Here is a 24,175-nt window from a genome sequence, read left to right on the forward strand (position 1 = left end):
CTAGGTTTTCACACAGTCTGCTTCGGGGCTCCGTTTTTTTATGGGTATTCAGTAAGACCGAGTCGCGTCCATCGCGGGCAAGCCTCGCTCCTACGGAAATTGCGACCTTGTAGGAGCGAGGCTTGCCCGCGAAGGCGTCATCGAACTCCCCCGGCCTCTATGACCAACACCTCAATCACCAAATCCCCCGCCGGTCGCTTCCACAACACTTCATCGCCCACCTGCGCCCCGAGCAACGCTCGTCCCAACGGCGAGCTCCAATTGATCAAGCCATGGGCGGCATCTGCCTGGTCTTCTCCGACCAATTGCACGCGCTGCTCATGATCGTGTTCGTCGGCAAAGGTCACCCAGTTGCCGATCTGCACTTTGTCGGTCGAGGAGGCCTGTGCGACCACCTGGGCGCTTTGCAGGCGCTGCTTGAAGTAGCGCCAGTCGCGATCGAGGTCGGCCTGGCGCTGCTTATCGGCCAGTTCGCCTTTGGCGCTTTCCTCATCAAGCAGCTTTTGCAGTTCGGCGACTTTCGCCTGAAGCTGCGCCAGACCCACTGGCGTGACGTAATTGGGCTGCGCGCTGACCTGCCGTTCGACTGGCTGATCGGCTTGCGCGGCGGCGTTATCTTCATTGACGAAGGCGCGACTCATGCTGTTCTCCCGTTATAGGGTTTGGGCCACGGTCGCAGGCTTTAAGTTTCGACGAATGTCTGTAAACGACTTATTGCGAGCGATAGGCTCGCGCGGCGTCCCTGTCTTTCTCTTGTTGCCAGGCCCGTTCGCGCTCGTCCCAATGGCGGTCCTTGTACTCGTTACGATCCTCGTTTTCACGCATGGCCTGGCACTGACGGAAGCCATCGGTCCAGCCTTCGGCGTATTGCTTGTCCTTGAGGTAACGCGGAACATTTTTGCGAAACTCACCGGTGATCGCCCCGGCGGCTTGCCGGCCACTGCTGCAACCGTCATCGAAGCCATCGGCGAACGCCGGTGGATAACCCTTGGCGATCAGATCCTCGTGGGTCGATTGGCACCCCGTGATCGCTACCAATAACCCCAACACACCCACGCAACGCCACATCTCGGACTCCCGAGCCGTTCAACGGTCTCTAAGAGAAGTTTAGAAGCGGATTTGTCGGGTGTATGTGAAAGGCGTGTGATTAATCTGTGGGCGTACAAGGATTCAATGTGGGAGCGAGCAAGCCCGCTCCCACAAGGGATTTTCGTCAATAGTGATACCACTTCACCTCAAGCATCACTTCGTTTTCGGGCGAAGCCAGGTGGCTGAATTCGCGCTGGGCGCTCAGACGCACCCCAAGATTGCGCGACAGTTCCCACTGCTGATTCAGGCTCACATTCCGGCGCACTTCGCCATTGGTGAAGTAATCACCCTTGGCCTCCAGGCTGAAATTGCCCAGCGGGTTTTTCCACAGCAGGCCGCTGTTGAAGCCTGCCGCCGGGGCGATGAACTCCGCGAAGTCGTTGTTATGCTCAACACGCACGGTGCCCAAGGCGAAACCGAGCATGTCGTCACCCAGCTGCCAGGTCCCGCCGCCACCGCCATTGACATGGCTGACCAGGGTTTCGTCGTCATGCTTGCCCGGTACGCGCTCCAGGCCGCCGGTGACTTGCCATGACAGCGGTTGCAACAATTCATTGCGAGGCGTCAGCGAGCGGATGGTCGCCAGGTCCAGTTGCTGCAACTGCCAGTCATTGCCTTCGTATTGGCGCAGCTTCATCTGCAGAATTTCGATCTGCGCACCGAGAGGGAAGCTTTCCATGTTGTCGTTGAGGTCGTGATAGGCCATGCGCAGGCCATATTCGCCGAAGGCTTTGTCGCCTCGGGTGCCGATGCCGGCCTGCCAGGTGCGGGATTCGTGACCGTCCTCGGGCAAGCCGGGTTGGGGGATTTCCAGGTCCGGGGGCGGGTTTTGATTGATTGCGCGCAGCAATTCGAAACTGCGTTGAGCCCGTTGCGGGTCACGCTCCTGACCGTTGGCGCGATAACGCTCCAGACGATAAGCCGCATCGATGATCAACGCCTGACGGTCGCGAGGCTGAGCCTTGAACGCCGGGGTTTGCAATTGCTTCTGATCGGCACTGACTTTCAGTACCCATTCCTGCTCTTCAGAGGTTAATGGCTCGGCACGGCTTAGCAGTTCGCGCTCACGGGACGGGCGATACTCGATCGATTCCACCAGTCCGGCTTCTTTCACCGCTTTGACCGTGTCGGTGGGGATAGCGGTCAACGGGAATTGCTCGGTCAAATGCAGGCTCGGTCGCGCCACTTGCAGCAGCTCAAGCAGGCGGTAGGAACAGTTTTCGTCGAAGAAGAAGTAGTCGAACTGGATCTGCTTGAGTTCCCAGACGTGCTCGACCATGCGCTCGGTTTCCTGCTGCGTCAGGTTCAGGCGGTATTCCCACAGATCGCGGTTCTCGAGGCTACGGTATTCCGAGAGCTTTTCCTGATATGGCACCAACGCGAACAGTCCGGGATAGCCACCCATCAGACCTTTCCAGGCATACAGAATGCTGTTGTCCGAACCTTCGATGTAGGCGCCGAAGTTGATCGCGTAACTGAGTAGCGATGTCTTGTCACTCTGCACATTGGCCTGATCGATGCGCAACAAGGTGTGGCCAAACATCGACGATGGGCTGTTCAGATAGGCCGCCGGGAAAATCATTACCGCGCTGTGGGGCGCAACATCCTTGAACCATTGCTTGAACTCGGCGCAGTCCGGTGTCGGCATATCGCTGAGCGTCAGTTGCGCCTTGAGCCAGCGGGTGCGGGCCGGATAAACGCATTGGGCATGCTGCTCGCCGGCGCTGGCCGGGGCATACAGTGCCTGCACGGTCGCCGCCAGTTCACGGTCGGGGTGTTCGTTGCCATCGGGGGCGAGAAAGAACTTCTTGTCGCTGACATAGCTGCGCCAGCCACCGAGCTTGGCGGCTTCGTAATGCCCCAGGGAAATCCAGAAGGGGTCGTTGGCCAGTTGCTGCAAACGTTGATTGTCGATATGTGGCGCGGCGGACAGCGGGGCGCAGACACAGAGCGCCAGCCAGGCAAGGCGTTTGAGCATAGTGAGCAACTTAAGTCGAAAGAAACAAAGACCCAAAGGGGCAGGCCAAAAGGGCCAGGTCCAAAAAACAAAACCCGCTCCCCGAAAGGAGCGGGGTGGGTCGTGATTAAGCTTGAGTGGCGTACTTGGCCAGACGAGGGTCGCTTTTCAGCACGGCCAGGGTGTTGGTATGCACGTCATCAGCGGTCACGTCAGCTTTGCTGAAGATTTGCTGGAAGTGCTGATGAGTCACAGCGGCGAAATGCGCACGGTCTTCCGGCGCCACGCCCAGTACCACGGCGTAAGTGGTCAGCGCTTCGCCCTGACCTTTGGCCATGTCTTCGGACAGCTCGTTCATCATGCCATTCATGGCGATCCAGGATTTGCCGCCATAGGTCAGCGACGCGTTGGTCGAGCAACCGTTGGTGCCGGAGGTCATACCGAACGTTGCGTTACCGGAAGTGCCGTTGGTGGTGGATGCCAGGAAGTGTGCCGGGGTGCCACGCTGACCTTCGAACAGCATGTTGCCCCAACCGCAGTCCGGACCGCCTGGCGCCTGAGCCATGGCGTTGATGGATACAGCGGTGAAGAGAGTACCGAGAAGAATCCGTTTCATAGCTATGTTCTCTTTGTGTGCATACCAATGGACAAGGGTGCTGGCCCCTAATGGTGCCAGTGGGCCGGTTATCATCCAGCCGCGCAGCTTGGAGTTTAGGCAGGTTCCGGGGGTTCCGTAATCTTTTGCGAAACATTCCTTGAAAACACTGATTTTGAGCCGCTCGGCCCGGGGCTGACGCTTTGTCTAGACTTTGGCTTGAGGCGCGCCTTGCCAGTGAGGTACGGGCAGCGCCAGAATGCCGCTATCTGCCCCGCCTGATGTAAGGAAGCCCGATGCCTGATCCTGTTGCTGCCAGCTTGCGTCTAGCGCCTGAAGCGCTGACCCGTCCGTTTTCCGCTGAACAGTTCAGCTTCTCTACCACCAATGATCTGGAGCCCTTCCGCGGTGTGCTTGGCCAGGAACGTGCGGTTGAAGCCTTGCAGTTCGGTGTGGCCATGCCACGCCCCGGTTACAACGTATTCGTCATGGGCGAGCCCGGCACTGGCCGGTTTTCGTTCGTCAAACGCTACCTCAAGGCCGAAGGCAAGCGCCTGCAGACCCCGGCGGACTGGGTCTACGTCAATAATTTCGATGAGCCACGCGAGCCTCGTGCGTTGGAACTGCCGTCGGGCACCGCCGGTGCCTTCATCGGTGATATCAACGGCTTAATCGACAACCTGCTGGCGACCTTCCCGGCGGTGTTCGAGCACCCGTCCTATCAGCAGAAGAAAAGCGCCATCGACCGCGCTTTCAACCAGCGTTATGACCGTGCACTGGATGTGATCGAGCGTCTGGCGCTGGAGAAAGAGGTCGCGCTGTACCGCGACAGCAGCAACATCGCCTTCACTCCGATGAGCGAAGGCAAGGCACTGGATGAGGCGGAATTCGCCCAGTTGCCGGAAGCCGAGCGCGAACGCTTTCACGAGGACATTTCCGGGCTGGAAGAGCGATTGAACGAAGAGCTCGCCAGCCTGCCGCAATGGAAGCGCGAGTCGAGCAATCAACTGCGTCAGCTCAACGAAGAAACCATCACCCTGGCCTTGCAGCCATTGCTCGCGCCGCTGTCGGAAAAATACGCGGAAAACGCCGGCGTTTGCGGTTACCTGCAAGCGATGCAGGTGTACCTGCTCAAAACGGTGGTCGAGCAACTGGTGGACGACAGCAAGACCGACGCCATCGCCCGCAAATTGCTCGAAGAGCAATACGCCCCGAGCCTGGTGGTCGGTCATCCGTTCAGCGGCGGTGCGCCCGTGGTGTTCGAACCGCATCCGACCTACGACAACCTGTTTGGCCGCATCGAATACAGCACCGACCAAGGCGCGCTCTACACCACCTATCGGCAGCTGCGACCGGGTGCGCTGCACCGGGCCAACGGCGGTTTTCTGATCCTCGAAGCGGAAAAAATGCTCAGCGAGCCTTTTGTCTGGGATGCGCTCAAACGCGCCCTGCAATCGCGCAAGCTGAAAATGGAGTCGCCTCTGGGTGAGCTGGGCCGTCTGGCCACCGTGACGCTGACACCGCAACACATTCCGTTGCAGGTGAAAGTAGTCATCATCGGCGCCCGGCAGCTCTACTACACGTTGCAAGACCTCGATCCGGACTTCCAGGAGATGTTCCGCGTCCTGGTGGATTTCGACGAAGACATCCCGATGGTCGACGAGAGCCTGGAGCAATTCGCCCAGTTGCTCAAAACCCGTACGTCCGAGGAAGGCATGGCGCCGCTGACCGCCGATGCGGTGGCGCGCCTGGCAACTTACAGCGCGCGTCTGGCCGAGCACCAGGGGCGTTTGTCGGCGCGAATCGGCGATCTGTTCCAGCTAGTCAGCGAGGCAGATTTCATTCGCGACCTGGCGGGTGACGACATGACCGACGCCGGGCACATCGAGCGCGCGCTTAAGGCCAAGGCCACCCGTACCGGGCGTGTTTCGGCGCGGATTCTCGATGACATGCTGGCCGGGATCATCCTGATCGACACCGATGGCGCGGCGGTCGGCAAGTGCAACGGGTTGACGGTGCTGGAAGTCGGCGATTCGGCTTTCGGGGTGCCGGCGCGGATTTCCGCCACGGTTTATCCGGGCGGCAGCGGCATCGTCGACATCGAGCGCGAGGTCAACCTTGGCCAGCCGATCCACTCCAAAGGCGTGATGATCCTCACCGGGTATCTGGGCAGCCGTTATGCCCAGGAATTCCCGCTGGCGATTTCCGCGAGTATCGCTCTGGAGCAGTCCTACGGTTATGTCGACGGTGACAGCGCGTCTCTTGGCGAAGCGTGCACGCTGATCTCGGCCTTGTCGAAAACCCCGCTCAAGCAGTGCTTTGCGATTACCGGTTCGATCAACCAGTTCGGTGAAGTGCAGGCGGTGGGTGGGGTCAACGAGAAGATCGAAGGTTTCTTCCGACTCTGCGAAGCCCGTGGTTTGACGGGGGAGCAAGGTGCGATCATTCCTCAGGCCAACGTCGCCACGCTGATGCTCGACGAAAAGGTGCTGGCGGCGGTGCGCGCGGGGCAGTTCCATGTCTACGCGGTACGCCAGGCCGACGAGGCCCTGAGCCTGTTGGTCGGCGAGCCGGCCGGTGCACCGGATGAGAATGGTGAATTCCCTGAAGGCAGCATCAATGCGCGGGTAGTGGAACGCTTGCGGGTGATTGCGGAAATGGTTAGCGAGGAAGACCTCAAGGAAGCCGAAAAAGAGTTGGCGCAGGAAGCAATGCTTGAAATCAAACCGGCCTGAGTTGCCCGCCAAAAGTAGCAAGCTCCTGTGGCGAGGGGGCTTGCCCCCGTTCGGCGGCGAAGCAGTCGTAAAATCGATTGATACAGTTTTTCTGATAAACCGCTTCAGCCGCTTTCGGGGCCGCTTCACGGCCCAACGGGGGCAAGCCCCCTCGCCACAATTATGGCGTCAATATTCACGCAGTGACCACTCGGCACCTTCTGGTCTCGGTTCGCGTGCGAGCCAGACTTTTCTTCTATTATCTGCTCAAGGATATCGACAGTAATCACTGGATCGAGACAGCCTTCCCGTGGAGGCTGAATACCGGATCTACCGAGGGTCGCCGCCATGTCGCGCAACCTCTGCCTCACCCGTCAATGCCTGGGCCTTGTGACCCGTATCGAATGTGCTATCCGCCCGCTGGCGGGAGATACGGGCATGTGGACCTTGCTCTTCGCCGCCGGAATGGCCGGCGAGCAGCCTTCTGCCATCAAGGCCCAAGGCCCGTTCCGTGGGCCTGTCGTGGCTGAATCGATCCTCGACACTATTGTTGAAAGCCTGACTTTGCATGGCTACGAGCTGGCCGACGACCCGCAAATCTGGTGTCTGCATTTGCAAGCCCAGTTGCGAGAGATCAATGGTGGTCGTTACCGCAACCTTAGCGGTCCCGAGTTTCGGCCCGAGCACTGAACAGACTATTGATCAAGGTTGCCTGGCTCTGCCTTGTCGAGTTTGACCTCAAACCCATATTGCACGGTGGTGAGGTTGGTTCGCTGATAAGTTTCCAGACGTGTGGGCTGGCCATAGAAATAATGCACTGCGAATAACGCCGGGCCTTGCGCGCTCGCGTCGTGACTGACCGAAAGAATCTCCTTCAAATAGTTGCCACTGTCGTCCTTGGCGAAAAAACGCCAGTCCTGGGCTGGAAACAGTTTCAAATCCACCACCAACGCATTCCCTTTGAGCTCAAGGCCTTTGGGCAATTGGTGGGTGTCGTATGTTTGCTGGTCGACAGTCGCCAGGTACTGCGGCATGGAGCCCACGGCGTAGGCCGGGGTTTCTGGAAACAGGTTCAGATCATAGGTGATGTCGCCGCGTATCGGATCGACCTGATACGCCTCCGGCGGCAGCTCGATTGGCCCATCGCGCTGGCCGTTGCGGTCTTGGGTAAAGAACGTCACCGGGCTTTCACCGGGATTGAAAGAGGAGCCGAGCAGCTCGTCATTGAAGCTTCTGGGGTGATCGAATTCGATGCGCGCGGCACTCGGGTCATCCACCGACTGACTGATGCTGATACTTTTTTTCAGTTGTTCCTCGCCCAGCGTTGCGCCCTTGAGCCAGGTCGCGGCCTGGTCGTCATACACCACCACCGGCAAGATCAGTGGCTGGATGGTTTTTTCCGTGGTGTGCGGGTCGAAGCGGCGTATCGGCAGGTTCAGGTCCTTGTGGGTCACCGTGACCGCCGAAAAGTCCAGCAAGCTGACTTCGAGGGTGTCGATCGGCCCGTTGAAGTAGACCTTGGTGTAATGCCGGGTTTGTTGCTTTTCAAACGCACGCTGCTCGTCATCGAGCTGTTTTTCGAACGCTTCGCTCCAGGCTTTCTGCTGTTGCATCTGCGCCAGTTGTTTTTGATAAAACGCAATTTGCGCGGCGGTTTCGTTGATCGCACCCGAGCGCGAGAGGAATTGCCCGGTGGCGTCCCTGGCCTGAACGATCAGTGGGTTGAGTGATGTGTCACGTATCTCGGGGGCCAGCGGCGCGCTGTTACTGAATTCGATTTCGGCGTAGTTATCGCCCAGTTTCAATAAGGTGACACTGAGATTGTCGTTGGTGCGAGTCTGGCCGACGTCCTTTTTCGTCAGGTCGAAACTGTAGAGCCGGCGTGGGGCGATGACGTCCACCTTGCCTTGCAGGCTCACCGGTTGTGGTTGGCTTTTCTTGTCCGCCTCCAGGCCTTCGATGAAGGGGTAGGTCACCGTCAAATCATCGGGGTTGGTCAGGTTGGAGCTCGACGGGCTCAGCTGAATGCCGGGATCGGTTTCCGACCATTCCGGCTGGAACGCGATGACGTGCTTGTTGCTCAGGGTCACCGATTGCCATTCCAGGCCATGAGGAAAAAGGAACGCGCCCGGAATGTTGAAATTGAAGGGGAATACCGGCTGCAAATCGGTCAGGTAATCCGAGCTGGACTCCTTGTGCAGCACGAACAAACCGTCGATGTAGGTGTCGACCAGCGCCTGGGGCGTGGGATAGTGCTTGAGCACGGCAAGGGCGTCTTCGCCGTATTCGGTGACCACTGGTTTGGTGTCGAGCCTGAGTTGCGCGCGTTCGAGCAACAGGAGTGGGCCGCCGAGCTCAGCCACGGCATCCTTGAGTTTGGGATCCTCGATCGTCTCCAGGGATTGTTCGAACTGTGCGATCTTTTCTTCGAGGCTGACCTGACGTTTCTCATCGCCGGGTGAGCAACCACCGAGCAGCAACGTGAGGCAAAGTCCGGCACTCGTTAAAGGCAATCGCACATCCATTTCCAGTCTTCCTGTCCGACGTCGCTGACCTGTCAATCATCTGGACACTAGCAGAAAAACTTTGTCACACACACGCAGGTTACGGATTTTCCGGCGGTTTCTGGGTGTAACAGGTGGCTGTTATACTCGCGCCATTTCCAGCCCCTTGTGTGAGATTCAATGGAACGCTTTATCGAAAATGCAATGTACGCCTCCCGTTGGTTACTGGCGCCGATCTATTTCGGTTTGTCCCTGGGCTTGCTGGCGTTGGCACTGAAATTCTTCCAGGAAGTCTTCCACGTCATTCCTAACGTGTTCTCGATGGCCGAGTCGGATCTGATTCTGGTACTGCTTTCGCTGATCGACATGGCGCTGGTGGGCGGCTTGCTGGTGATGGTGATGATCTCTGGCTACGAGAACTTCGTTTCTCAGCTGGATATCGACGACAGCAAGGAAAAGCTCAACTGGCTGGGCACCATGGATTCGTCTTCGTTGAAGATGAAGGTCGCAGCGTCCATCGTGGCGATTTCGTCGATCCACCTGCTACGGATCTTCATGGACGCCAAGAACGTCGATCCCGAGCATTTGAAGTGGTACGTGGTCATTCACATGACCTTCGTGGTGTCGGCGTTTGCCATGGGCTATCTGGACAAGCTGACCAAGCACTGATCTGCACCACCCCTGTAGGAGCGAGGCTTGCCCGCGAAGGCGGCGTAACAGATAACACTTATGTCGACTGACACGGCCTCTTCGCGGGTAAGCCTCGCTCCTACAAGGGGGGGGGGAAACAGACGGGTGGTGTCGTCTGTGGCTTGTACTTTGGCCCGCCGAGGCATATCCATGTAGAGATCCTGGCTCGCCACTGCCTGAGGTGCGCTCATGAACCTGCAAGAGCTGAATGCGTATGCCGTCGCCGGAAAGGTCGATGAGCTGAACCTGATCTCGATGGAAGGCGTGTTTTACGTGCTGGAAGCACGGATGCATGGCGCGGGGCATCCATTGCGCGATGCGCATGGCGAGATATTGCATCTGCGCTCGGTCGAGCATGCGCGTGAAGTGCTTCATGCCTTTCCCAAGTTGTCGTTCAACGTCGTGCATACCTCGGTTCAGGATGAAATGTGCGGTGCCAGCACCGAGGAAAGCCTGAAAGTACCGATCACTTTCCGTTCCGCGTGACAGGGCCGACACGGCTCATCAACGTGACGGCATCTGTGCTAGTCTGCTCGCCCTTTTGATTCCGGGCGCTCCGGGATGCGCTGTGCACGCACGGCGAGTTCCAGGGCCGTCCGCACAACGGAGCAGTGTCATGTCCGAAGTAAATCTGTCCACCGACGAAACCCGCGTCAGCTACGGCATTGGCCGTCAGTTGGGCGACCAGCTGCGTGACAATCCGCCACCGGGCGTTAGCCTGGACGCAATCCTGGCTGGCCTGACCGACGCGTTCGCCGGCAAGCCAAGCCGTGTGGGTCAGGAAGAAATGTCCGCCAGCTTCAAGGTTATCCGCGAAATCATGCAGGCCGAAGCTGCAGCCAAGGCTGAAGCCGCTGCTGGCGAAGGCCTGGCTTTCCTGGCGGAAAACGCCAAGCGCGAAGGCATCACCACTCTGGCTTCCGGCCTGCAATTCGAAGTGCTGACTCAAGGCGAAGGCGCCAAGCCGACCCGTGAAGACCAAGTGCGCACCCACTACCACGGCACTTTGATCGACGGCACTGTGTTCGACAGCTCCTACGATCGTGGCCAGCCTGCAGAATTCCCGGTTGGCGGCGTCATCGCTGGCTGGACCGAAGCCCTGCAACTGATGAACGCCGGCAGCAAATGGCGTCTGTACGTGCCGAGCGAACTGGCTTACGGCGCTCAAGGCGTTGGCAGCATTCCGCCGCACAGCGTACTGGTATTCGACGTCGAACTGCTCGACGTTCTGTAATGCCCGGCCTGTCGTTATGACGGGCTAATGTGGGAGCGAGCCTGCTCGCGATGCAGTCAACTCGGTTTTTCTGTGAAACCGAGGTGATGCCATCGCGAGCAGGCTCGCTCCCACAGTTTTTTTGTTGTCTCATAGTTCGATCTTGTTGTGCAGCTCACTCGTCGGGCGCAACGCCCGGGCATAGCAGAACAGAAACAGATTGCGCACCAGCTCCTTGAGCACCACTGGCTCGCTGGAACTTAAGCCATTGACGTCCAGATCACCCTGATCCTGCAGCTCGTTCAAGGCTTCTTCTTCAAGCACCGCACAGACTTCCCCGGTTTCCCGATGCAGGATTCTGAGGTAGGGATGTGGGCGGTCCAGCCAGGCATCGATCAAATAAGTCATGAGTCTCATCTCCATTGATGGGTTTCAATGAGAATAATTCTTATTCATCAAATAGCAAGAGTCTATTGGCGGTTTGTGTTTTTTTCTGCGGGGAAGTTGCTGGGCGTCAAGGCGACTGGCGTTTGGCTACTGTGCGGGAATGCTGGGTGATGCGGGGAAGGGTGAAGCACCATCCCACGCCGGGCGCGGGATGGAATACAGCAGACTCAGACTTTTCTGACGAACTCGGATTTGAGTTTCATCGGGCCGATGCCATCGATCTTGCAGTCGATGTCGTGGTCGCCATCGCACAGGCGGATGTTCTTGACCTTGGTGCCGACCTTGACCACCAGCGACGTGCCTTTGACCTTGAGGTCCTTGATCACGGTGATGGTATCGCCGTCCTGCAGGACATTGCCGACCGAATCCTTTTTCACGGTGTCATCGGAGGCCACTTCGGCTTCACCACTGGCGGACCACTCGTGAGCGCACTCCGGGCAGATCAGCTGTGCACCGTCTTCATAGGTGTATTCGGAATTGCATTTCGGGCAGGGTGGCAACGTGCTCACTAAAGCTCCTTGGATTCAGGATGGCTAAAAAGCGCACATTATATAGGGTTTTGTCGCAGGAGGGGCGAGGCGGTGGCGAACCTGTGGGAGCGGCCCGTGGCGAGGGGGCTTGCCCCCGTTCGGCTGCGAAGCAGTCGTAAACCCATTGCATGCGGTTTATCTTTGAAATACAGGGCCGCTTCGCAACCCAACGGGGGCAAGCCCCCTCGCCACAGGTCGCTCCTACAGGGCGCGGATTAGTGCGTGCGGGCTACTGCAAACTCGCTCAACTCAACCAACGCATCGCGGTATTCGCTGGCGGGCAGGGCGTCGAGGCATTTGATCGCCCGGGCCACGTAGTCGCGGGCCAGTTGGGCGGTGTAATCCAGCGAGCCGGAAGCTTCAACGGCTTCGCGAATGCTTTCCAGATCTTCGATGCCACCTTTCTGGATCGCCCGACGAACCAGTGCGGCCTGCTCCTGAGTGCCTTCGCGCATGGTGTAGATCAGTGGCAGAGTCGGTTTACCTTCGGCCAGATCGTCGCCGACGTTCTTGCCCAGGGTTTCGGCGTCGCCACGATAATCCAGCAGGTCGTCGACCAATTGGAAGGCCACCCCCAGGTGATCGCCGAAGGTGCGCAGTGCTTCGCTCTGTTCCGGCGAGGCGCCGGCCAGGGCCGCGGCACTGTGGGTCGAGGCTTCGAAGAGCATCGCGGTTTTGCCGCGGATGACTTCCATGTAGGTTTCTTCGGTGGTGCTGGCGTCGCGGACCTTCGACAGTTGCAACACTTCGCCTTCAGCGATGATGCGCGTGGCTTGCGAAAGGATCTTCATCACCGGCATGGAGCCCAGTTCGACCATCATTTCGAAAGAACGCGAATACAGGAAGTCGCCCACCAGCACGCTCGGCGCGTTGCCCCACATGGCGTTGGCGGTCGAGCGGCCACGGCGCATGCCGGACATGTCGACGACGTCGTCGTGCAGCAGGGTAGCGGTGTGCAGGAACTCGATGGTCGCGGCCAACAGGCGCAGGTCATCGCCTTCGCGGCCAAGTGCCTTGCCGCACAGCAGCACGAGCAACGGGCGCAGGCGTTTACCGCCAGCCGAGGTAATGTAGTCGCCGATTTTCGATACCAGCGGCACTCGGGAAGTCAGCTGTTTCTTGATGATGCCGTCGACGGCGCTAAAATCGTCCGCCACCGCGCGGTAGAAAGCTTGGGGTTGCATCAGCGACAGTTGCTCCAGAAGGGTTGCGCGGCATGCTAGGACCCACGTCCGGGCCTGTCAAGGCGCGATGGACAGCCTCTTGCATCGCCCCGGCAGCTTGCGTACAATCGCGCACCCTGAACTTCCTGGGCAGCACCTGCCTTACGCAATTGCAAACAGGCCTCCAGCCTTATGCAGCCATGCCAGCCAATACCTCTTCTTATAAAGAGCTGGGTGAGCAGGATTATCGGAGAAATACCATGTCTTATGCAGTAATCGTTACTGGTGGCAAGCAGTACAAAGTTGCTCCAGGTGAATACCTGAAGATCGAAAAACTGGAAATCGCTACCGGCGAATCCGTTACTTTTGATCGCGTTCTGTTGGTTGCCAATGGCGACGACGTGAATATCGGCGCTCCAGTTGTTCCTGGCGCTACCGTTGTGGCTGAAGTGATCTCCCAAGGTCGTCACGATAAAGTCCGCATCATCAAGTTCCGTCGTCGTAAGCACCACATGAAGCGTATGGGCCACCGCCAGTGGTACACCGAGATCAAAATCACCGGTATTCAGGCTTAATTTCAGCCTAATTCCTCACTAGGAGAATTGAACTCATGGCACACAAAAAAGCTGGTGGTAGTACCCGTAACGGTCGCGACTCAGAAGCCAAACGCCTTGGCGTGAAGATGTATGGCGGCCAGGTTATCATTCCGGGCAACATCATCGTGCGTCAGCGCGGCACCCAATTCCACGCTGGCTACGGCGTTGGCATGGGCAAAGATCACACTCTGTTCGCTAAAATCGACGGCGTGATCAAGTTCGAAGTAAAAGGCGCCTTCGGTCGTCGTTACGTAAGCATTGTCCCGAAGACTGACGTCGTCGCGGCATAATTACGTAGTTGCTGGAAAAGCCCTGTCTTGCGACGGGGCTTTTTCGTTTGTGGGGTGAGTCTCTTGCAAAGCTGTTTGTGATGGGCTCCAGCGCTGTATTGGCGGTCGTTGATTGAGGTCGCTGCGCTCATTTTTGCAAGAGTCTTATGTCTAGGTTTTTTCGGCTCGTCCGTATGGCGAGAGGCGTTTTGTTATGAAGTTTGTTGATGAAGTATCGATTCGAGTAAAGGCCGGTGACGGCGGCAACGGTTGCATGAGCTTCCGTCGCGAAAAATTCATTGAAAACGGCGGCCCGAACGGCGGTGACGGTGGTGATGGCGGCTCGGTCTACATGGTCGCCGACGAAAACCTCAACACCCTGGTGGACTACCGTTACACCCGGCACTTCGATGCCGAGCGTGGTTCCAACGGCGGCAGCACTGACTGCACCGGCAAGAAAGGTGAGGAGCTGGTGCTGCGCGTTCCAGTCGGCACTACCGTTATCGATTCCGCGACTCAGGAAGTGATCGGCGACCTGACCAAGGCCGGCCAGCGTCTGCTGGTGGCTCACGGCGGCTGGCACGGTCTGGGTAACACTCGTTTCAAATCCAGCACCAACCGGGCGCCGCGCCAGACCACGCCGGGCAAGCCGGGTGAGCAGCGCGACCTGAAGCTGGAAATGAAGGTGTTGGCGGACGTCGGTCTGCTCGGTTTGCCGAACGCCGGCAAAAGTACCTTCATTCGCTCGGTATCGGCCGCCAAGCCGAAAGTCGCCGACTATCCGTTCACCACTCTGGTGCCGAACCTGGGTGTGGTCAGCGTCGATCGCTGGAAGAGCTTCGTGGTGGCGGACATTCCCGGTCTGATCGAAGGTGCTTCCGACGGCGCGGGCCTGGGGATTCGTTTCCTCAAGCACTTGTCGCGTACCCGTCTGCTGCTGCACCTCGTCGACATGGCGCCGCTGGATGACACCAGTGCTCCGGATGCCGCTGAAGTAATCGTCAGTGAGCTGACCAAGTTCAGTCCGTCCCTGGCTGAGCGTGATCGCTGGCTGGTGCTGAACAAGTGCGACCAGATCCTTGAAGAAGAGCACGACGCTCGCGTCAAGGAAATCGTTGATCGTCTGGAGTGGACCGGTCCTGTCTACGTGATCTCCGCGATCGCCAAGCAAGGCACCGAGCGTCTTTGCCATGACATCATGCGTTACCTGGAAGATCGTGCCGATCGTCTGGCTAACGACCCGGCCTACAAGGAAGAGCTGGCCGAGCTCGATCAGCGTATCGAAGATGAAGCGCGCGCCCAGCTGCAGGCGCTGGACGATCAGCGTGCCCTGCGTCGCAGTGGCGTGAAGTCGGTCCATGACATCGGTGACGACGATTGGGACGAAGAAGATGTGGATGACGAAGACGGTCCGGAAATCATTTACGTGCGTGACTGATTCGTTGCGATAAACTTAAGCGCCGCTCACTAGAGCGGCGTTTTAGTATCTGGAAATCGGTAGTCACGAATAACGTTACGGGCAGCGCTGGGTCGTGCTGTCCTCAAGCTAAGGTTGAAGATGATGCGGAGCAAGGTGACAGGTGCGCAGCGTTGGGTCGTGAAGATCGGCAGCGCTTTGCTGACGGCGGACGGCAAAGGCCTGGATCGCGCGGCAATGGGTGTCTGGGTCGAGCAGATGGTTGCCCTGCACGAGGCGGGTGTTGAGCTGGTGCTGGTGTCCTCCGGGGCCGTGGCGGCGGGTATGAGCCGTTTGGGCTGGACTGTACGACCCAGTGCGATGCACGAGTTGCAGGCCGCTGCCGCCATCGGACAGATGGGGTTGGTGCAGGCCTGGGAGTCGAGCTTCGCCGAGCATGGCCGGCATACCGCGCAGATTCTCCTGACTCACGACGATTTGTCCGACCGCAAGCGCTACCTGAACGCTCGCAGTACGCTGCGCGCGCTGGTCGAGCTCAAGGTGATCCCGGTGATCAACGAGAACGACACCGTGGTCACTGACGAAATCCGTTTTGGCGACAACGACACGTTGGCGGCGCTGGTGGCTAATCTGGTCGAGGCCGATTTGCTGGTGATCCTCACTGATCGCGATGGCATGTTCGACGCAGATCCACGCAACAATCCTGACGCCAAGCTGATTTACGAGGCGCGTGCCGATGATCCGGCGCTGGATGCGGTGGCTGGTAGCACGGGCGGTGCACTGGGTCGTGGCGGCATGCAGACCAAGTTGCGCGCTGCGCGTTTGGCGGCGCGTTCTGGTGCGCACACCATCATCGTTGGCGGGCGCATTGATCGCGTGCTGGATCGTCTCAAGGCTGGCGAGCGCATCGGTACCTTGTTGTCACCTGAGCGCGGCATGCTGGCGGCGCGCAAGCAGTGGCTGGCCGGGCATCTGCAAACCCGCGGCACGCTGGTGCTGGATGCGGGGGCGGTGACCGCGTTGTCCCAAGGCAATAAAAGTTTGCTGCCGGTGGGCGTCAAACTGGTCCAGGGCAGTTTCCGTCGCGGCGAAATGGTGGTCTGCGTGGCGCCGGACGGTCGTGAAATCGCCCGTGGTCTGGCTAACTACAGTGCTCTGGAAGCGCAAAAAATCATCGGTCAGTCGTCTGAGGCGATTGTCGGTCTGCTGGGTTACATGGCGGAGCCGGAACTGGTTCACCGCGATAACCTGATTCTGGTCTGAAGGAATACCTGAATGCGTGTGGCAAAAGGATTATTGGGCTTGTTGTTGGCGATGCCGCTGCTGGCCTCGGCCGAGGAAATTGGCCAGGTGTCGACGGTGTTCAAGTTCGTCGGCCCGAACGACCGTATCGTTGTCGAGGCGTTTGATGACCCGAAAGTGGAGGGCGTGACTTGCTACCTGTCGCGCGCCAAGACTGGCGGGGTAAAGGGTGGGTTAGGTCTGGCTGAGGATCGCGCTGAGGCGTCTATTGCGTGCCGTCAGGTTGGGCCGATCAACTTCAAGGGTGAGCTCAAGGATGGCGAGGAGGTGTTCAAGGAGCGCACGTCCCTGGTGTTCAAGACCATGCAAGTGGTGCGATTCCTCGACAAGAAGCGCAATACGCTGGTGTACCTGGTTTATAGCGATCGTTTGATCGAGGGCAGCCCGCAGAATGCGGTGACGGCGATTCCGATTTTGCCGTGGGCACACGCTCAATAATCTGAGGCAAGACGAAGTGTGGGAGCGAGCCTGCTCGCGATAGCGGACTGACATTCGGCATCTATGCTGGCTGGACATCCGCAATCGCGAGCAGGCTCGCTCCCACATTTTTTTGCGGTGTATCTGATAAATCGCAGGCAATAAAAAACCGACCCTGAGGTCGGTTTTTTAATGAGCGTGTCGCTTAGGCAGCAGCGGCAACGTTCAGGGCCTTTACGTGGCCATTCAGGCGGCTCTTATGACGAGCAGCTTTGTTCTTGTGGATGATACCTTTATCGGCCATACGGTCGATAACTGGCACAGCCAGAACGTAAGCAGCTTGAGCTTTAGCAGCGTCTTTTGCGTCGATGGCTTTAACTACATTCTTGATGTAGGTACGAACCATGGAACGCAGGCTGGCGTTGTGGCTGCGACGCTTCTCAGCCTGTTTTGCACGTTTTTTGGCGGAAGGTGTGTTGGCCACCGTCGAGCTCCTCGAAAGACTTTTTAGGAAATAGCAAACAAAATAGGCCGCGAATCATGCCGATGAGTTGATGGCTTGTCAAGGGCGGGAGAGACGTTCCGCTAAGTGGCCGGTTCCGACCCCATGAAAACTACTGCGCTCGGCAATACAGCGTTGAAAGCAGACTCGAAATGCTCATTGACTAAAGTCAACTCCGCTTTCTCTCCTGCTTTCGCCTTGTCTTGCCTTCGCTCGCTACGTTTTCAAGGGGGCGGTGAGCTGGATATTTCTTTCCGGCGTGCGACCTGTAAACTCGCGAGCTTTGGCTCTGTGCTGTTGCGGCGCGGAGTATCGCATAAGTGGGCGCGTTGTTCGCCTGCTGTTTATCGACAGGCAAAAACTCTTTCAATGAATCTGCTCAAATCTTTGGCCGCTGTCAGCTCTATCACGATGCTTTCCCGGGTGTTGGGGTTTGTTCGCGATACCCTTATCGCTCGTGCATTTGGTGCGGGAATGGCGACCGATGCCTTCTTTATCGCCTTCAAACTGCCCAATCTGCTGCGGCGGATCTTCGCCGAGGGAGCATTTTCCCAGGCTTTCGTGCCGATTCTCGCCGAATATAAAAGCCAGAAGGGCGAGGAGGCGACGCGAACCTTCATTGCCTACGTCTCGGGCCTGCTGACGCTGGTGCTGGCTCTGGTCACCGCGTTGGGCATGCTCGCCGCGCCTTGGGTTATCTGGGCCACGGCACCGGGTTTCGTCACTACCCCGGAAAAATTCGAGCTGACCACCGATCTGCTACGGGTCACTTTTCCTTATATATTGCTGATCTCCCTGTCTTCATTGGCCGGAGCGATCCTCAACACCTGGAACCGCTTCTCGGTGCCAGCCTTCGTGCCGACCCTGCTCAATGTCAGCATGATCATCTTTGCGGTGTTCCTGACGCCGTATTTCGATCCGCCGGTAATGGCACTGGGCTGGGCCGTTCTGGTGGGCGGCCTGGCGCAATTGCTGTTTCAGCTGCCGCACCTGAAAAAAATCGGCATGCTGGTGCTGCCGCGCCTGAGTCTGCGCGATAGCGGTGTCTGGCGGGTCATGAAACAGATGCTGCCGGCGATCATCGGCGTTTCGGTGAGTCAGATTTCGCTGATCATCAACACCATATTTGCTTCGTTTCTGGTGGCGGGTTCCGTTTCCTGGATGTATTACGCCGATCGCCTGATGGAATTGCCATCCGGGGTGCTGGGTGTGGCGCTGGGCACGATCCTGCTGCCGACTCTGGCCAGGACCTATGCCAGCCAGGATCGCCACGAATACTCGCGGATCCTCGATTGGGGGCTGCGCCTGTGCTTCATGTTGGTGCTGCCGTGCGCCCTGGCGCTGGGGATTCTGGCTGAGCCGCTAACGGTTTCGCTATTCCAGTACGGTCAGTTCAGTGCTTTCGATGCGGCCATGACCCAGCGCGCGTTGATTGCTTATTCTGTCGGCTTGCTGGGGATTATCGTGATCAAAGTATTGGCGCCGGGCTTTTATGCGCAACAAAATATCCGCACCCCGGTAAAAATCGCGATTTTCACCCTGATTGTCACCCAGCTGTTCAACCTGGTGCTGATCGGTCCGCTGGCTCATGCCGGTCTGGCCCTGGCCATCAGCGCGGGCGCCTGCATCAATGCCGGGCTGTTGTTCTATCAGTTGCGCAAGCAGCAGATGTATCAGCCGCAACCGGGCTGGGCGAAGTTCGGGCTCAAACTGCTGGTGGCGGTGGCGGTGATGTCCGCGGTATTGCTGGGCGCAATGCACTTCATGCCGGCTTGGGCGCAAGGGCATATGCTGGAGCGTTTACTGCGTCTGGGCGCATTGGTGATCGCCGGCGTGGTGGTCTATTTCGGCATGTTACTGTTGATGGGCTTCCGTTTGCGCGACTTCAATCGCAAGGCCTTGAGCTGAGGCTTTTGTCTTGAAAAACACGGGCGGGCCGACGGTTTTGTCGGCTCGATCACTTTGGGTTACGGTGTTGCCTGTCGTCGGCCGCCGGGTGTGGTTATAATCGACCACTTTATGAGCAAGAAGCGCGTTATGCAGCTGGTTCGAGGCCTCCACAACCTGCGCCCCCAGCATCGGGGCTGTGTCGCCACTATTGGCAACTTTGACGGTGTTCACCGTGGTCACCAGGCTATCCTGGCCCGGCTGCGTGAGCGTGCGCTCGAGTTGGGCGTGCCCAGCTGCGTGGTGATTTTTGAGCCGCAGCCGCGAGAGTTCTTCGCCCCGGACACCGCCCCGGCCCGTCTGGCCCGCCTGCGGGACAAACTGCAGCTGCTGGCCCTGGAAGGTGTCGACCGGGTGCTGTGCCTGGCTTTCAATCAGCGCCTGAGCAAACTCAGCGCCAGCGAATTCGTCGATACTATTCTGGTGGACGGCCTGGGCGTGCAGCATTTGGAGGTCGGCGACGATTTCCGTTTCGGCTGCGACCGGCTAGGGGATTTCGATTTCCTGCAACAGGCTGGCGTCCTTCAGGGGTTTACCGTCGAAGCGGCGCAAACTGTCGAGCTGGACGGCATTCGTGTCAGCAGCACTCAGGTGCGTAACGCCCTGGCAGCTGCCGATTTTGCCTTGGCCGAGCGGCTGCTCGGTCGTCCGTACCGGATTGCCGGGCGGGTCCTGCATGGCCAGAAGCTGGCGCGCCAGCTCGGTACGCCGACCGCCAACATACAACTCAAGCGTCGTCGTGTACCGCTGTCCGGGGTTTATCTGGTCAACGTCGACATCGACGGCAAGACCTGGCCAGGCGTCGCCAATATCGGCGTGCGGCCAACGGTCCAAGGGGATGGCAAAGCCCACCTCGAAGTACATCTTTTAGATTTTGCCGGCGATCTGTATGACCGGCGTTTGACGGTGGTTTTCCACCACAAGCTGCGTGAAGAGCAGCGTTTCGCCTCTCTGGAGGCGCTTAAGACGGCGATCAATGCGGATGTCGCCGCCGCCCGTGCCCTGTCGCACCTAGCGCCAATCGCTAATGAAGAGCCTTAAATGACCGACTATAAAGCCACGCTAAACCTTCCGGACACCGCCTTCCCAATGAAGGCCGGCCTGCCTCAGCGCGAACCGCAGATTCTGCAGCGCTGGGACAGCATTGGCCTGTACGGTAAGTTGCGCGAGATTGGCAAGGATCGTCCGAAGTTCGTACTTCACGACGGTCCTCCGTACGCCAACGGCACGATTCACATCGGTCATGCGCTGAACAAGATTCTCAAGGACATGATCATCCGCTCGAAAACCCTGTCGGGTTTCGACGCGCCTTATGTGCCGGGCTGGGACTGCCACGGTCTGCCGATCGAGCACAAAGTCGAAGTGACCCACGGCAAGAACCTGGGCGCGGACAAGACCCGCGAACTGTGCCGTGCCTACGCCACCGAGCAGATCGAAGGCCAGAAGTCCGAATTCATCCGTCTGGGCGTGTTGGGCGATTTCGCCAACCCGTACAAGACCATGGACTTCAAAAACGAGGCCGGTGAAATCCGCGCCTTGGCGGAAATCGTCAAGGGTGGTTTCGTGTTCAAGGGCCTCAAGCCTGTGAACTGGTGCTTTGACTGCGGTTCGGCCCTGGCTGAAGCGGAAGTCGAGTACGAGAACAAAAAATCCGCGACCATCGATGTGGCGTTCCCGATCGCTGATGAAGCCAAACTGGCTGCCGCGTTCGGTCTGCCATCGCTGGGCAAACCTGCTTCGATCGTGATCTGGACCACCACCCCGTGGACCATCCCGGCCAACCAGGCGTTGAACGTTCACCCTGAGTTCAACTACGCCCTGGTCGACGTCGGCGACAAACTGCTGGTGCTGGCTGAAGAACTGGTCGAGTCGTGCCTTGCCCGTTACAGCCTGGAAGGCTCGGTCATTGCGACCACCACCGGTAAAGAACTGGAACTGATCAACTTCCGTCACCCGTTCTACGATCGTCTGTCGCCGGTTTACCTGGCCGAATACGTCGAACTGGGCGCGGGCACCGGTGTGGTTCACTCCTCGCCAGCCTACGGCGTAGACGACTTCGTGACCTGTAAAGCCTATGGCATGGTCAACGACGACATCCTCAATCCGGTGCAAAGCAACGGCGTGTACGCCACGTCGCTGGAGTTCTTCGGCGGCCAGTTCATCTGGAAGGCCAACCCGGCCATCGTCGACAAGCTGACCGAAGTCGGCGCGCTGCTGCACACCACCACTATCGAACACAGCTACATGCACTGCTGGCGTCACAAGACCCCGCTGATCTACCGCGCCACCGCGCAGTGGTTCATCGGCATGGACAAAGAGCCTGCGACCGGCGAAACCCTGCGCAAGCGGGCAATCAAAGCCATCGAAGAGACCAGGTTCGTTCCGGCCTGGGGCCAGGCGCGTCTGCACTCGATGATCGCCAACCGTCCAGACTGGTGCATTTCCCGTCAGCGCAACTGGGGCGTGCCGATCCCGTTCTTCCTGAACAAGGAAAGCGGCGAGCTGCACCCACGCACTGTCGAACTGATGGAAATCGTCGCCCAGCGCGTCGAAGTCGAAGGCATCGAAGCCTGGTTCAAGATGGACGCCGCCGAGTTGCTCGGTGAAGAAGCGCCGCTGTACGACAAGATCAGCGACACCCTGGACGTCTGGTTCGACTCGGGCACTACGCACTGGCACGTCCTGCGCGGCTCGCACTCGATGGGCCACGAGACCGGTCCACGCGCCGACCTGTACCTGGAAGGCTCGGACCAACACCGCGGCTGGTTCCACTCGTCGTTGCTGACCGGTTGCGCCATCGATGACCACGCGCCGTACCGCGAGCTGCTGACCCACGGTTTCACCGTCGACGAGTCCGGCCGCAAAATGTCCAAGTCTTTGGGCAACGTGATCGCGCCGCAGAAGGTCAACGACACCTTGGGCGCCGATATCATGCGTCTGTGGGTCGCTTCTACCGACTACTCGGGTGAAATGGCGGTTTCCGAGCAGATCCTGCAACGCAGTGCGGACGCCTACCGGCGCATCCGTAACACCGCGCGCTTCCTGCTTTCCAACCTGACCGGTTTCAACCCGGCCACCGACATCCTGCCGGCCGAAGAAATGCTGGCGCTGGACCGTTGGGCTGTGGATCGCACCCTGCTGCTGCAACGCGAGCTGCAAGAGCACTACGGCGAATACCGCTTCTGGAACGTCTACTCCAAGATCCACAACTTCTGCGTGCAGGAGCTGGGCGGTTTCTACCTCGACATCATCAAGGACCGTCAGTACACCACTGGCGCCAACAGCAAGGCCCGTCGTTCGGCGCAAACCGCGCTGTACCACATCAGCGAAGCGCTGGTGCGCTGGATCGCGCCAATCCTGGCGTTCACCGCCGACGAGCTGTGGCAGTACCTGCCGGGCGAGCGTAACGAGTCTGTGATGCTCAACACCTGGTACGAAGGCCTGACCGAATTGCCGGAAGGCTTCGAACTGGACCGCGCCTACTGGGAGCGGATCATGGCGGTGAAGGTGGCGGTCAACAAGGAAATGGAGATCCAGCGTGCGGCCAAGGCCGTCGGTGGCAACCTGCAAGCCGAAGTGACGCTGTTCGCCGAAGACGCGCTGAGCGCCGATCTGGCCAAGCTGAGCAACGAACTGCGCTTCGTGTTGATTACCTCGACTGCCGCCGTTGCACCGTTGGTGCAGGCTCCGGCAGACGCGGTGGTCACCGAAGTCGGCGGCCTGAAGCTCAAAGTGGTCAAGTCGAGCCATGCCAAGTGCGCCCGTTGCTGGCACTGCCGTGAAGACGTCGGCGTGAACCCGGAGCATCCGGAAATCTGCGGTCGTTGCGTCGACAACATCAGCGGTGCTGGCGAGGTTCGTCACTATGCCTAATGCCGTTGGCCGTTTCGGACGGCTGAGCTGGCTCTGGTTGAGTTTGCTGGTCCTGGTCATCGACCAGGCCAGCAAGTTCTACTTCGAAGGCTCGCTGAGCATGTACCAGCAAATCGTGGTGATCCCCGATTACTTCAGCTGGACCCTGGCTTACAACACCGGCGCAGCGTTCAGTTTCCTGGCTGACAGCTCAGGCTGGCAGCGCTGGCTGTTCGCCCTGATCGCGGTGGTGGTCAGTGCGGTGCTGGTGGTCTGGCTCAAGCGCCTGGGGCGCAACGAAACCTGGCTGGCGGTTGCGCTGGCTTTGGTTCTGGGGGGCGCGCTGGGCAATTTATATGACCGCATTGCCTTGGGCCATGTGATCGATTTCATTCTGGTGCATTGGCAGAACCGCTGGTATTTCCCGGCGTTCAACTTTGCGGACAGCGCAATTTCTGTCGGTGCCGTGATGCTTGCACTGGATATGTTCAAAAGTAAAAAGACCGGAGAAACCGTTCATGACTGAACAGGTATTGGCTGAGCAACGCATTGGCCAGAACACGGAAGTCACCTTGCACTTTGCGTTGCGCCTGGAGAACGGCGACACCGTCGACAGTACCTTCGACAAAGCCCCGGCGACCTTCAAGGTTGGCGACGGCAGCCTGTTGCCAGGTTTTGAAGCCGCGCTGTTCGGTTTCAAGGCCGGCGACAAACGCACCCTGACTATCGAGCCGGAAAACGCTTTTGGTCAGCCGAACCCGCAAAACGTGCAAATCATCCCGCGCTCGCAGTTCAAGGATATGGAACTGTCGCCTGGCTTGCTGGTGATCTTCAATGATGCGGCTAATACTGAGTTGCCCGGTGTGGTGAAAGAATTCGATGATGCCCAGGTGACCATCGACTTCAACCATCCGCTGGCCGGCAAGACGCTGACCTTTGACGTGGAAATCATTTCCGTCAAAGTACTGTAA

General features: G+C 58.7%; 24 protein-coding genes. 15 read left to right on the top strand and 9 right to left on the bottom strand.

Going from position 1 to position 24,175, the window contains the following annotated elements:
- Positions 1-137: 137 nt before the first annotated feature.
- The 4 genes from PMI18_RS12985 to PMI18_RS12970 all read right to left on the bottom strand — a co-directional run bounded on the left by PMI18_RS12985 (position 138) and on the right by PMI18_RS12970 (position 3,662).
- A complete protein-coding gene (locus PMI18_RS12985) occupies positions 138-641 on the bottom strand; it encodes a GreA/GreB family elongation factor (protein WP_007901834.1) in 504 nt (167 codons plus the stop codon).
- A 70-nt stretch (positions 642-711) separates the two neighbouring features.
- Complete coding sequence (locus tag PMI18_RS12980) at positions 712-1,068, bottom strand: hypothetical protein (protein WP_007901835.1); 357 nt, start codon at positions 1,066-1,068, stop codon at positions 712-714.
- Positions 1,069-1,213: 145 nt separating this feature from the next.
- Complete coding sequence (locus tag PMI18_RS12975; protein WP_007901836.1) at positions 1,214-3,067, bottom strand: Lnb N-terminal periplasmic domain-containing protein; 1,854 nt, start codon at positions 3,065-3,067, stop codon at positions 1,214-1,216.
- A gap of 106 nt (positions 3,068-3,173) precedes the next feature.
- Positions 3,174-3,662 carry a DUF3015 domain-containing protein gene (locus PMI18_RS12970; protein WP_007901840.1) on the bottom strand — a complete coding sequence of 163 codons (489 nt, stop codon included), beginning with the start codon at positions 3,660-3,662 and terminating at the stop codon, positions 3,174-3,176.
- 275 nt (positions 3,663-3,937) lie between these two features.
- Between PMI18_RS12970 and PMI18_RS12965 the strand changes: the two genes are divergently transcribed.
- Both PMI18_RS12965 and PMI18_RS12960 read left to right on the top strand, forming a co-directional pair.
- A complete protein-coding gene (locus PMI18_RS12965) occupies positions 3,938-6,376 on the top strand; it encodes a Lon protease family protein (protein WP_007901842.1) in 2,439 nt (812 codons plus the stop codon).
- Positions 6,377-6,703: 327 nt separating this feature from the next.
- Positions 6,704-7,045, top strand: a complete 342-nt coding sequence (locus PMI18_RS12960) for a PA4575 family protein (protein WP_007901845.1) — start codon at positions 6,704-6,706, stop codon at positions 7,043-7,045.
- 5 nt (positions 7,046-7,050) lie between these two features.
- Here the strand turns inward: PMI18_RS12960 and PMI18_RS12955 are convergent, their stop codons facing one another.
- Entirely contained in the window at positions 7,051-8,880 is a 1,830-nt protein-coding gene (locus PMI18_RS12955; protein WP_007901847.1) for a hypothetical protein, read from the bottom strand.
- Positions 8,881-9,039: 159 nt separating this feature from the next.
- Between PMI18_RS12955 and PMI18_RS12950 the strand changes: the two genes are divergently transcribed.
- From PMI18_RS12950 to PMI18_RS12940, 3 genes are all read left to right on the top strand, one after another.
- Positions 9,040-9,528, top strand: a complete 489-nt coding sequence (locus PMI18_RS12950; RefSeq protein WP_007901849.1) for a TIGR00645 family protein — start codon at positions 9,040-9,042, stop codon at positions 9,526-9,528.
- Between the two features lie 210 nt (positions 9,529-9,738).
- A complete protein-coding gene (locus tag PMI18_RS12945) occupies positions 9,739-10,035 on the top strand; it encodes a DUF6482 family protein (protein ID WP_007901853.1) in 297 nt (98 codons plus the stop codon).
- Positions 10,036-10,165: 130 nt separating this feature from the next.
- Positions 10,166-10,783, top strand: a complete 618-nt coding sequence (locus tag PMI18_RS12940; protein ID WP_007901858.1) for an FKBP-type peptidyl-prolyl cis-trans isomerase — start codon at positions 10,166-10,168, stop codon at positions 10,781-10,783.
- A gap of 129 nt (positions 10,784-10,912) precedes the next feature.
- Here PMI18_RS12940 and PMI18_RS12935 read toward each other — a convergent pair whose 3' ends face one another.
- From PMI18_RS12935 to PMI18_RS12925, 3 genes are all read right to left on the bottom strand, one after another.
- The gene (locus tag PMI18_RS12935; protein ID WP_007901862.1) at positions 10,913-11,170 is read right to left on the bottom strand and encodes a PA4570 family protein; all 258 of its coding nucleotides are present in this window, start codon (positions 11,168-11,170) and stop codon (positions 10,913-10,915) included.
- 206 nt (positions 11,171-11,376) lie between these two features.
- Entirely contained in the window at positions 11,377-11,718 is a 342-nt protein-coding gene (locus tag PMI18_RS12930) for a zinc ribbon domain-containing protein YjdM (protein ID WP_007901863.1), read from the bottom strand.
- Between the two features lie 236 nt (positions 11,719-11,954).
- Positions 11,955-12,923 (bottom strand): polyprenyl synthetase family protein, encoded by a 969-nt coding sequence (locus tag PMI18_RS12925; protein ID WP_007901866.1) that lies wholly within the window; start codon positions 12,921-12,923, stop codon positions 11,955-11,957.
- A 239-nt stretch (positions 12,924-13,162) separates the two neighbouring features.
- On the opposite strand from PMI18_RS12925, the gene rplU reads away from it, so the two are divergent.
- From rplU to PMI18_RS12900, 5 genes are all read left to right on the top strand, one after another.
- A complete protein-coding gene (gene rplU, locus PMI18_RS12920; protein WP_007901869.1) occupies positions 13,163-13,477 on the top strand; it encodes a 50S ribosomal protein L21 in 315 nt (104 codons plus the stop codon).
- 35 nt (positions 13,478-13,512) lie between these two features.
- The gene (rpmA, locus tag PMI18_RS12915; RefSeq protein ID WP_007901871.1) at positions 13,513-13,788 is read left to right on the top strand and encodes a 50S ribosomal protein L27; all 276 of its coding nucleotides are present in this window, start codon (positions 13,513-13,515) and stop codon (positions 13,786-13,788) included.
- A gap of 193 nt (positions 13,789-13,981) precedes the next feature.
- On the top strand, positions 13,982-15,205 hold the full coding sequence (cgtA, locus tag PMI18_RS12910) for an Obg family GTPase CgtA (protein WP_007901876.1): 1,224 nt from the start codon (positions 13,982-13,984) through the stop codon (positions 15,203-15,205).
- Between the two features lie 123 nt (positions 15,206-15,328).
- Entirely contained in the window at positions 15,329-16,447 is a 1,119-nt protein-coding gene (gene proB, locus PMI18_RS12905; RefSeq protein WP_032830120.1) for a glutamate 5-kinase, read from the top strand.
- A gap of 12 nt (positions 16,448-16,459) precedes the next feature.
- On the top strand, positions 16,460-16,924 hold the full coding sequence (locus tag PMI18_RS12900; protein WP_007901880.1) for a CreA family protein: 465 nt from the start codon (positions 16,460-16,462) through the stop codon (positions 16,922-16,924).
- Positions 16,925-17,108: 184 nt separating this feature from the next.
- On the opposite strand, the gene rpsT is transcribed toward PMI18_RS12900, so the two are convergent.
- Complete coding sequence (gene rpsT, locus PMI18_RS12895; RefSeq protein WP_007901883.1) at positions 17,109-17,387, bottom strand: 30S ribosomal protein S20; 279 nt, start codon at positions 17,385-17,387, stop codon at positions 17,109-17,111.
- A gap of 387 nt (positions 17,388-17,774) precedes the next feature.
- Between rpsT and murJ the strand changes: the two genes are divergently transcribed.
- The 5 genes from murJ to fkpB all read left to right on the top strand — a co-directional run bounded on the left by murJ (position 17,775) and on the right by fkpB (position 24,175).
- Positions 17,775-19,313, top strand: coding sequence for a murein biosynthesis integral membrane protein MurJ (gene murJ, locus PMI18_RS12890; RefSeq protein WP_007901885.1), 1,539 nt, complete (start codon positions 17,775-17,777; stop codon positions 19,311-19,313).
- A 129-nt stretch (positions 19,314-19,442) separates the two neighbouring features.
- Complete coding sequence (ribF, locus tag PMI18_RS12885; RefSeq protein ID WP_007901886.1) at positions 19,443-20,393, top strand: bifunctional riboflavin kinase/FAD synthetase; 951 nt, start codon at positions 19,443-19,445, stop codon at positions 20,391-20,393.
- Positions 20,394-23,225 carry an isoleucine--tRNA ligase gene (gene ileS, locus PMI18_RS12880; protein WP_007901888.1) on the top strand — a complete coding sequence of 944 codons (2,832 nt, stop codon included), beginning with the start codon at positions 20,394-20,396 and terminating at the stop codon, positions 23,223-23,225.
- Positions 23,218-23,730: a signal peptidase II gene (lspA, locus tag PMI18_RS12875; RefSeq protein WP_007901890.1), complete on the top strand. Its 513-nt coding sequence runs from the start codon at positions 23,218-23,220 to the stop codon at positions 23,728-23,730. Before ileS ends, lspA begins: the two co-directional genes overlap by 8 nt.
- A complete protein-coding gene (gene fkpB / locus PMI18_RS12870) occupies positions 23,723-24,175 on the top strand; it encodes an FKBP-type peptidyl-prolyl cis-trans isomerase (protein WP_007901892.1) in 453 nt (150 codons plus the stop codon). The genes lspA and fkpB overlap by 8 nt, the downstream gene beginning before the upstream one ends.

It is taken from the genome of Pseudomonas sp. GM102, from assembly GCF_000282555.1.
GTDB lineage: Bacteria > Pseudomonadota > Gammaproteobacteria > Pseudomonadales > Pseudomonadaceae > Aquipseudomonas.

Bases quoted from the DNA above. Each gene is read 5' to 3' on its own strand.
- PMI18_RS12985 (WP_007901834.1), bottom strand. From the start codon at position 641: ATGAGTCGCGCCTTCGTCAATGAAGATAACGCCGCCGCGCAAGCCGAT.
- PMI18_RS12980 (WP_007901835.1), bottom strand. From the start codon at position 1,068: ATGTGGCGTTGCGTGGGTGTGTTGGGGTTATTGGTAGCGATCACGGGG.
- PMI18_RS12975 (WP_007901836.1), bottom strand. From the start codon at position 3,067: ATGCTCAAACGCCTTGCCTGGCTGGCGCTCTGTGTCTGCGCCCCGCTG.
- PMI18_RS12970 (WP_007901840.1), bottom strand. From the start codon at position 3,662: ATGAAACGGATTCTTCTCGGTACTCTCTTCACCGCTGTATCCATCAAC.
- PMI18_RS12965 (WP_007901842.1), top strand. From the start codon at position 3,938: ATGCCTGATCCTGTTGCTGCCAGCTTGCGTCTAGCGCCTGAAGCGCTG.
- PMI18_RS12960 (WP_007901845.1), top strand. From the start codon at position 6,704: ATGTCGCGCAACCTCTGCCTCACCCGTCAATGCCTGGGCCTTGTGACC.
- PMI18_RS12955 (WP_007901847.1), bottom strand. From the start codon at position 8,880: ATGGATGTGCGATTGCCTTTAACGAGTGCCGGACTTTGCCTCACGTTG.
- PMI18_RS12950 (WP_007901849.1), top strand. From the start codon at position 9,040: ATGGAACGCTTTATCGAAAATGCAATGTACGCCTCCCGTTGGTTACTG.
- PMI18_RS12945 (WP_007901853.1), top strand. From the start codon at position 9,739: ATGAACCTGCAAGAGCTGAATGCGTATGCCGTCGCCGGAAAGGTCGAT.
- PMI18_RS12940 (WP_007901858.1), top strand. From the start codon at position 10,166: ATGTCCGAAGTAAATCTGTCCACCGACGAAACCCGCGTCAGCTACGGC.
- PMI18_RS12935 (WP_007901862.1), bottom strand. From the start codon at position 11,170: ATGACTTATTTGATCGATGCCTGGCTGGACCGCCCACATCCCTACCTC.
- PMI18_RS12925 (WP_007901866.1), bottom strand. From the start codon at position 12,923: ATGCAACCCCAAGCTTTCTACCGCGCGGTGGCGGACGATTTTAGCGCC.
- rplU (WP_007901869.1), top strand. From the start codon at position 13,163: ATGTCTTATGCAGTAATCGTTACTGGTGGCAAGCAGTACAAAGTTGCT.
- rpmA (WP_007901871.1), top strand. From the start codon at position 13,513: ATGGCACACAAAAAAGCTGGTGGTAGTACCCGTAACGGTCGCGACTCA.
- cgtA (WP_007901876.1), top strand. From the start codon at position 13,982: ATGAAGTTTGTTGATGAAGTATCGATTCGAGTAAAGGCCGGTGACGGC.
- proB (WP_032830120.1), top strand. From the start codon at position 15,329: ATGCGGAGCAAGGTGACAGGTGCGCAGCGTTGGGTCGTGAAGATCGGC.
- PMI18_RS12900 (WP_007901880.1), top strand. From the start codon at position 16,460: ATGCGTGTGGCAAAAGGATTATTGGGCTTGTTGTTGGCGATGCCGCTG.
- murJ (WP_007901885.1), top strand. From the start codon at position 17,775: ATGAATCTGCTCAAATCTTTGGCCGCTGTCAGCTCTATCACGATGCTT.
- ribF (WP_007901886.1), top strand. From the start codon at position 19,443: ATGCAGCTGGTTCGAGGCCTCCACAACCTGCGCCCCCAGCATCGGGGC.
- ileS (WP_007901888.1), top strand. From the start codon at position 20,394: ATGACCGACTATAAAGCCACGCTAAACCTTCCGGACACCGCCTTCCCA.
- lspA (WP_007901890.1), top strand. From the start codon at position 23,218: ATGCCTAATGCCGTTGGCCGTTTCGGACGGCTGAGCTGGCTCTGGTTG.
- fkpB (WP_007901892.1), top strand. From the start codon at position 23,723: ATGACTGAACAGGTATTGGCTGAGCAACGCATTGGCCAGAACACGGAA.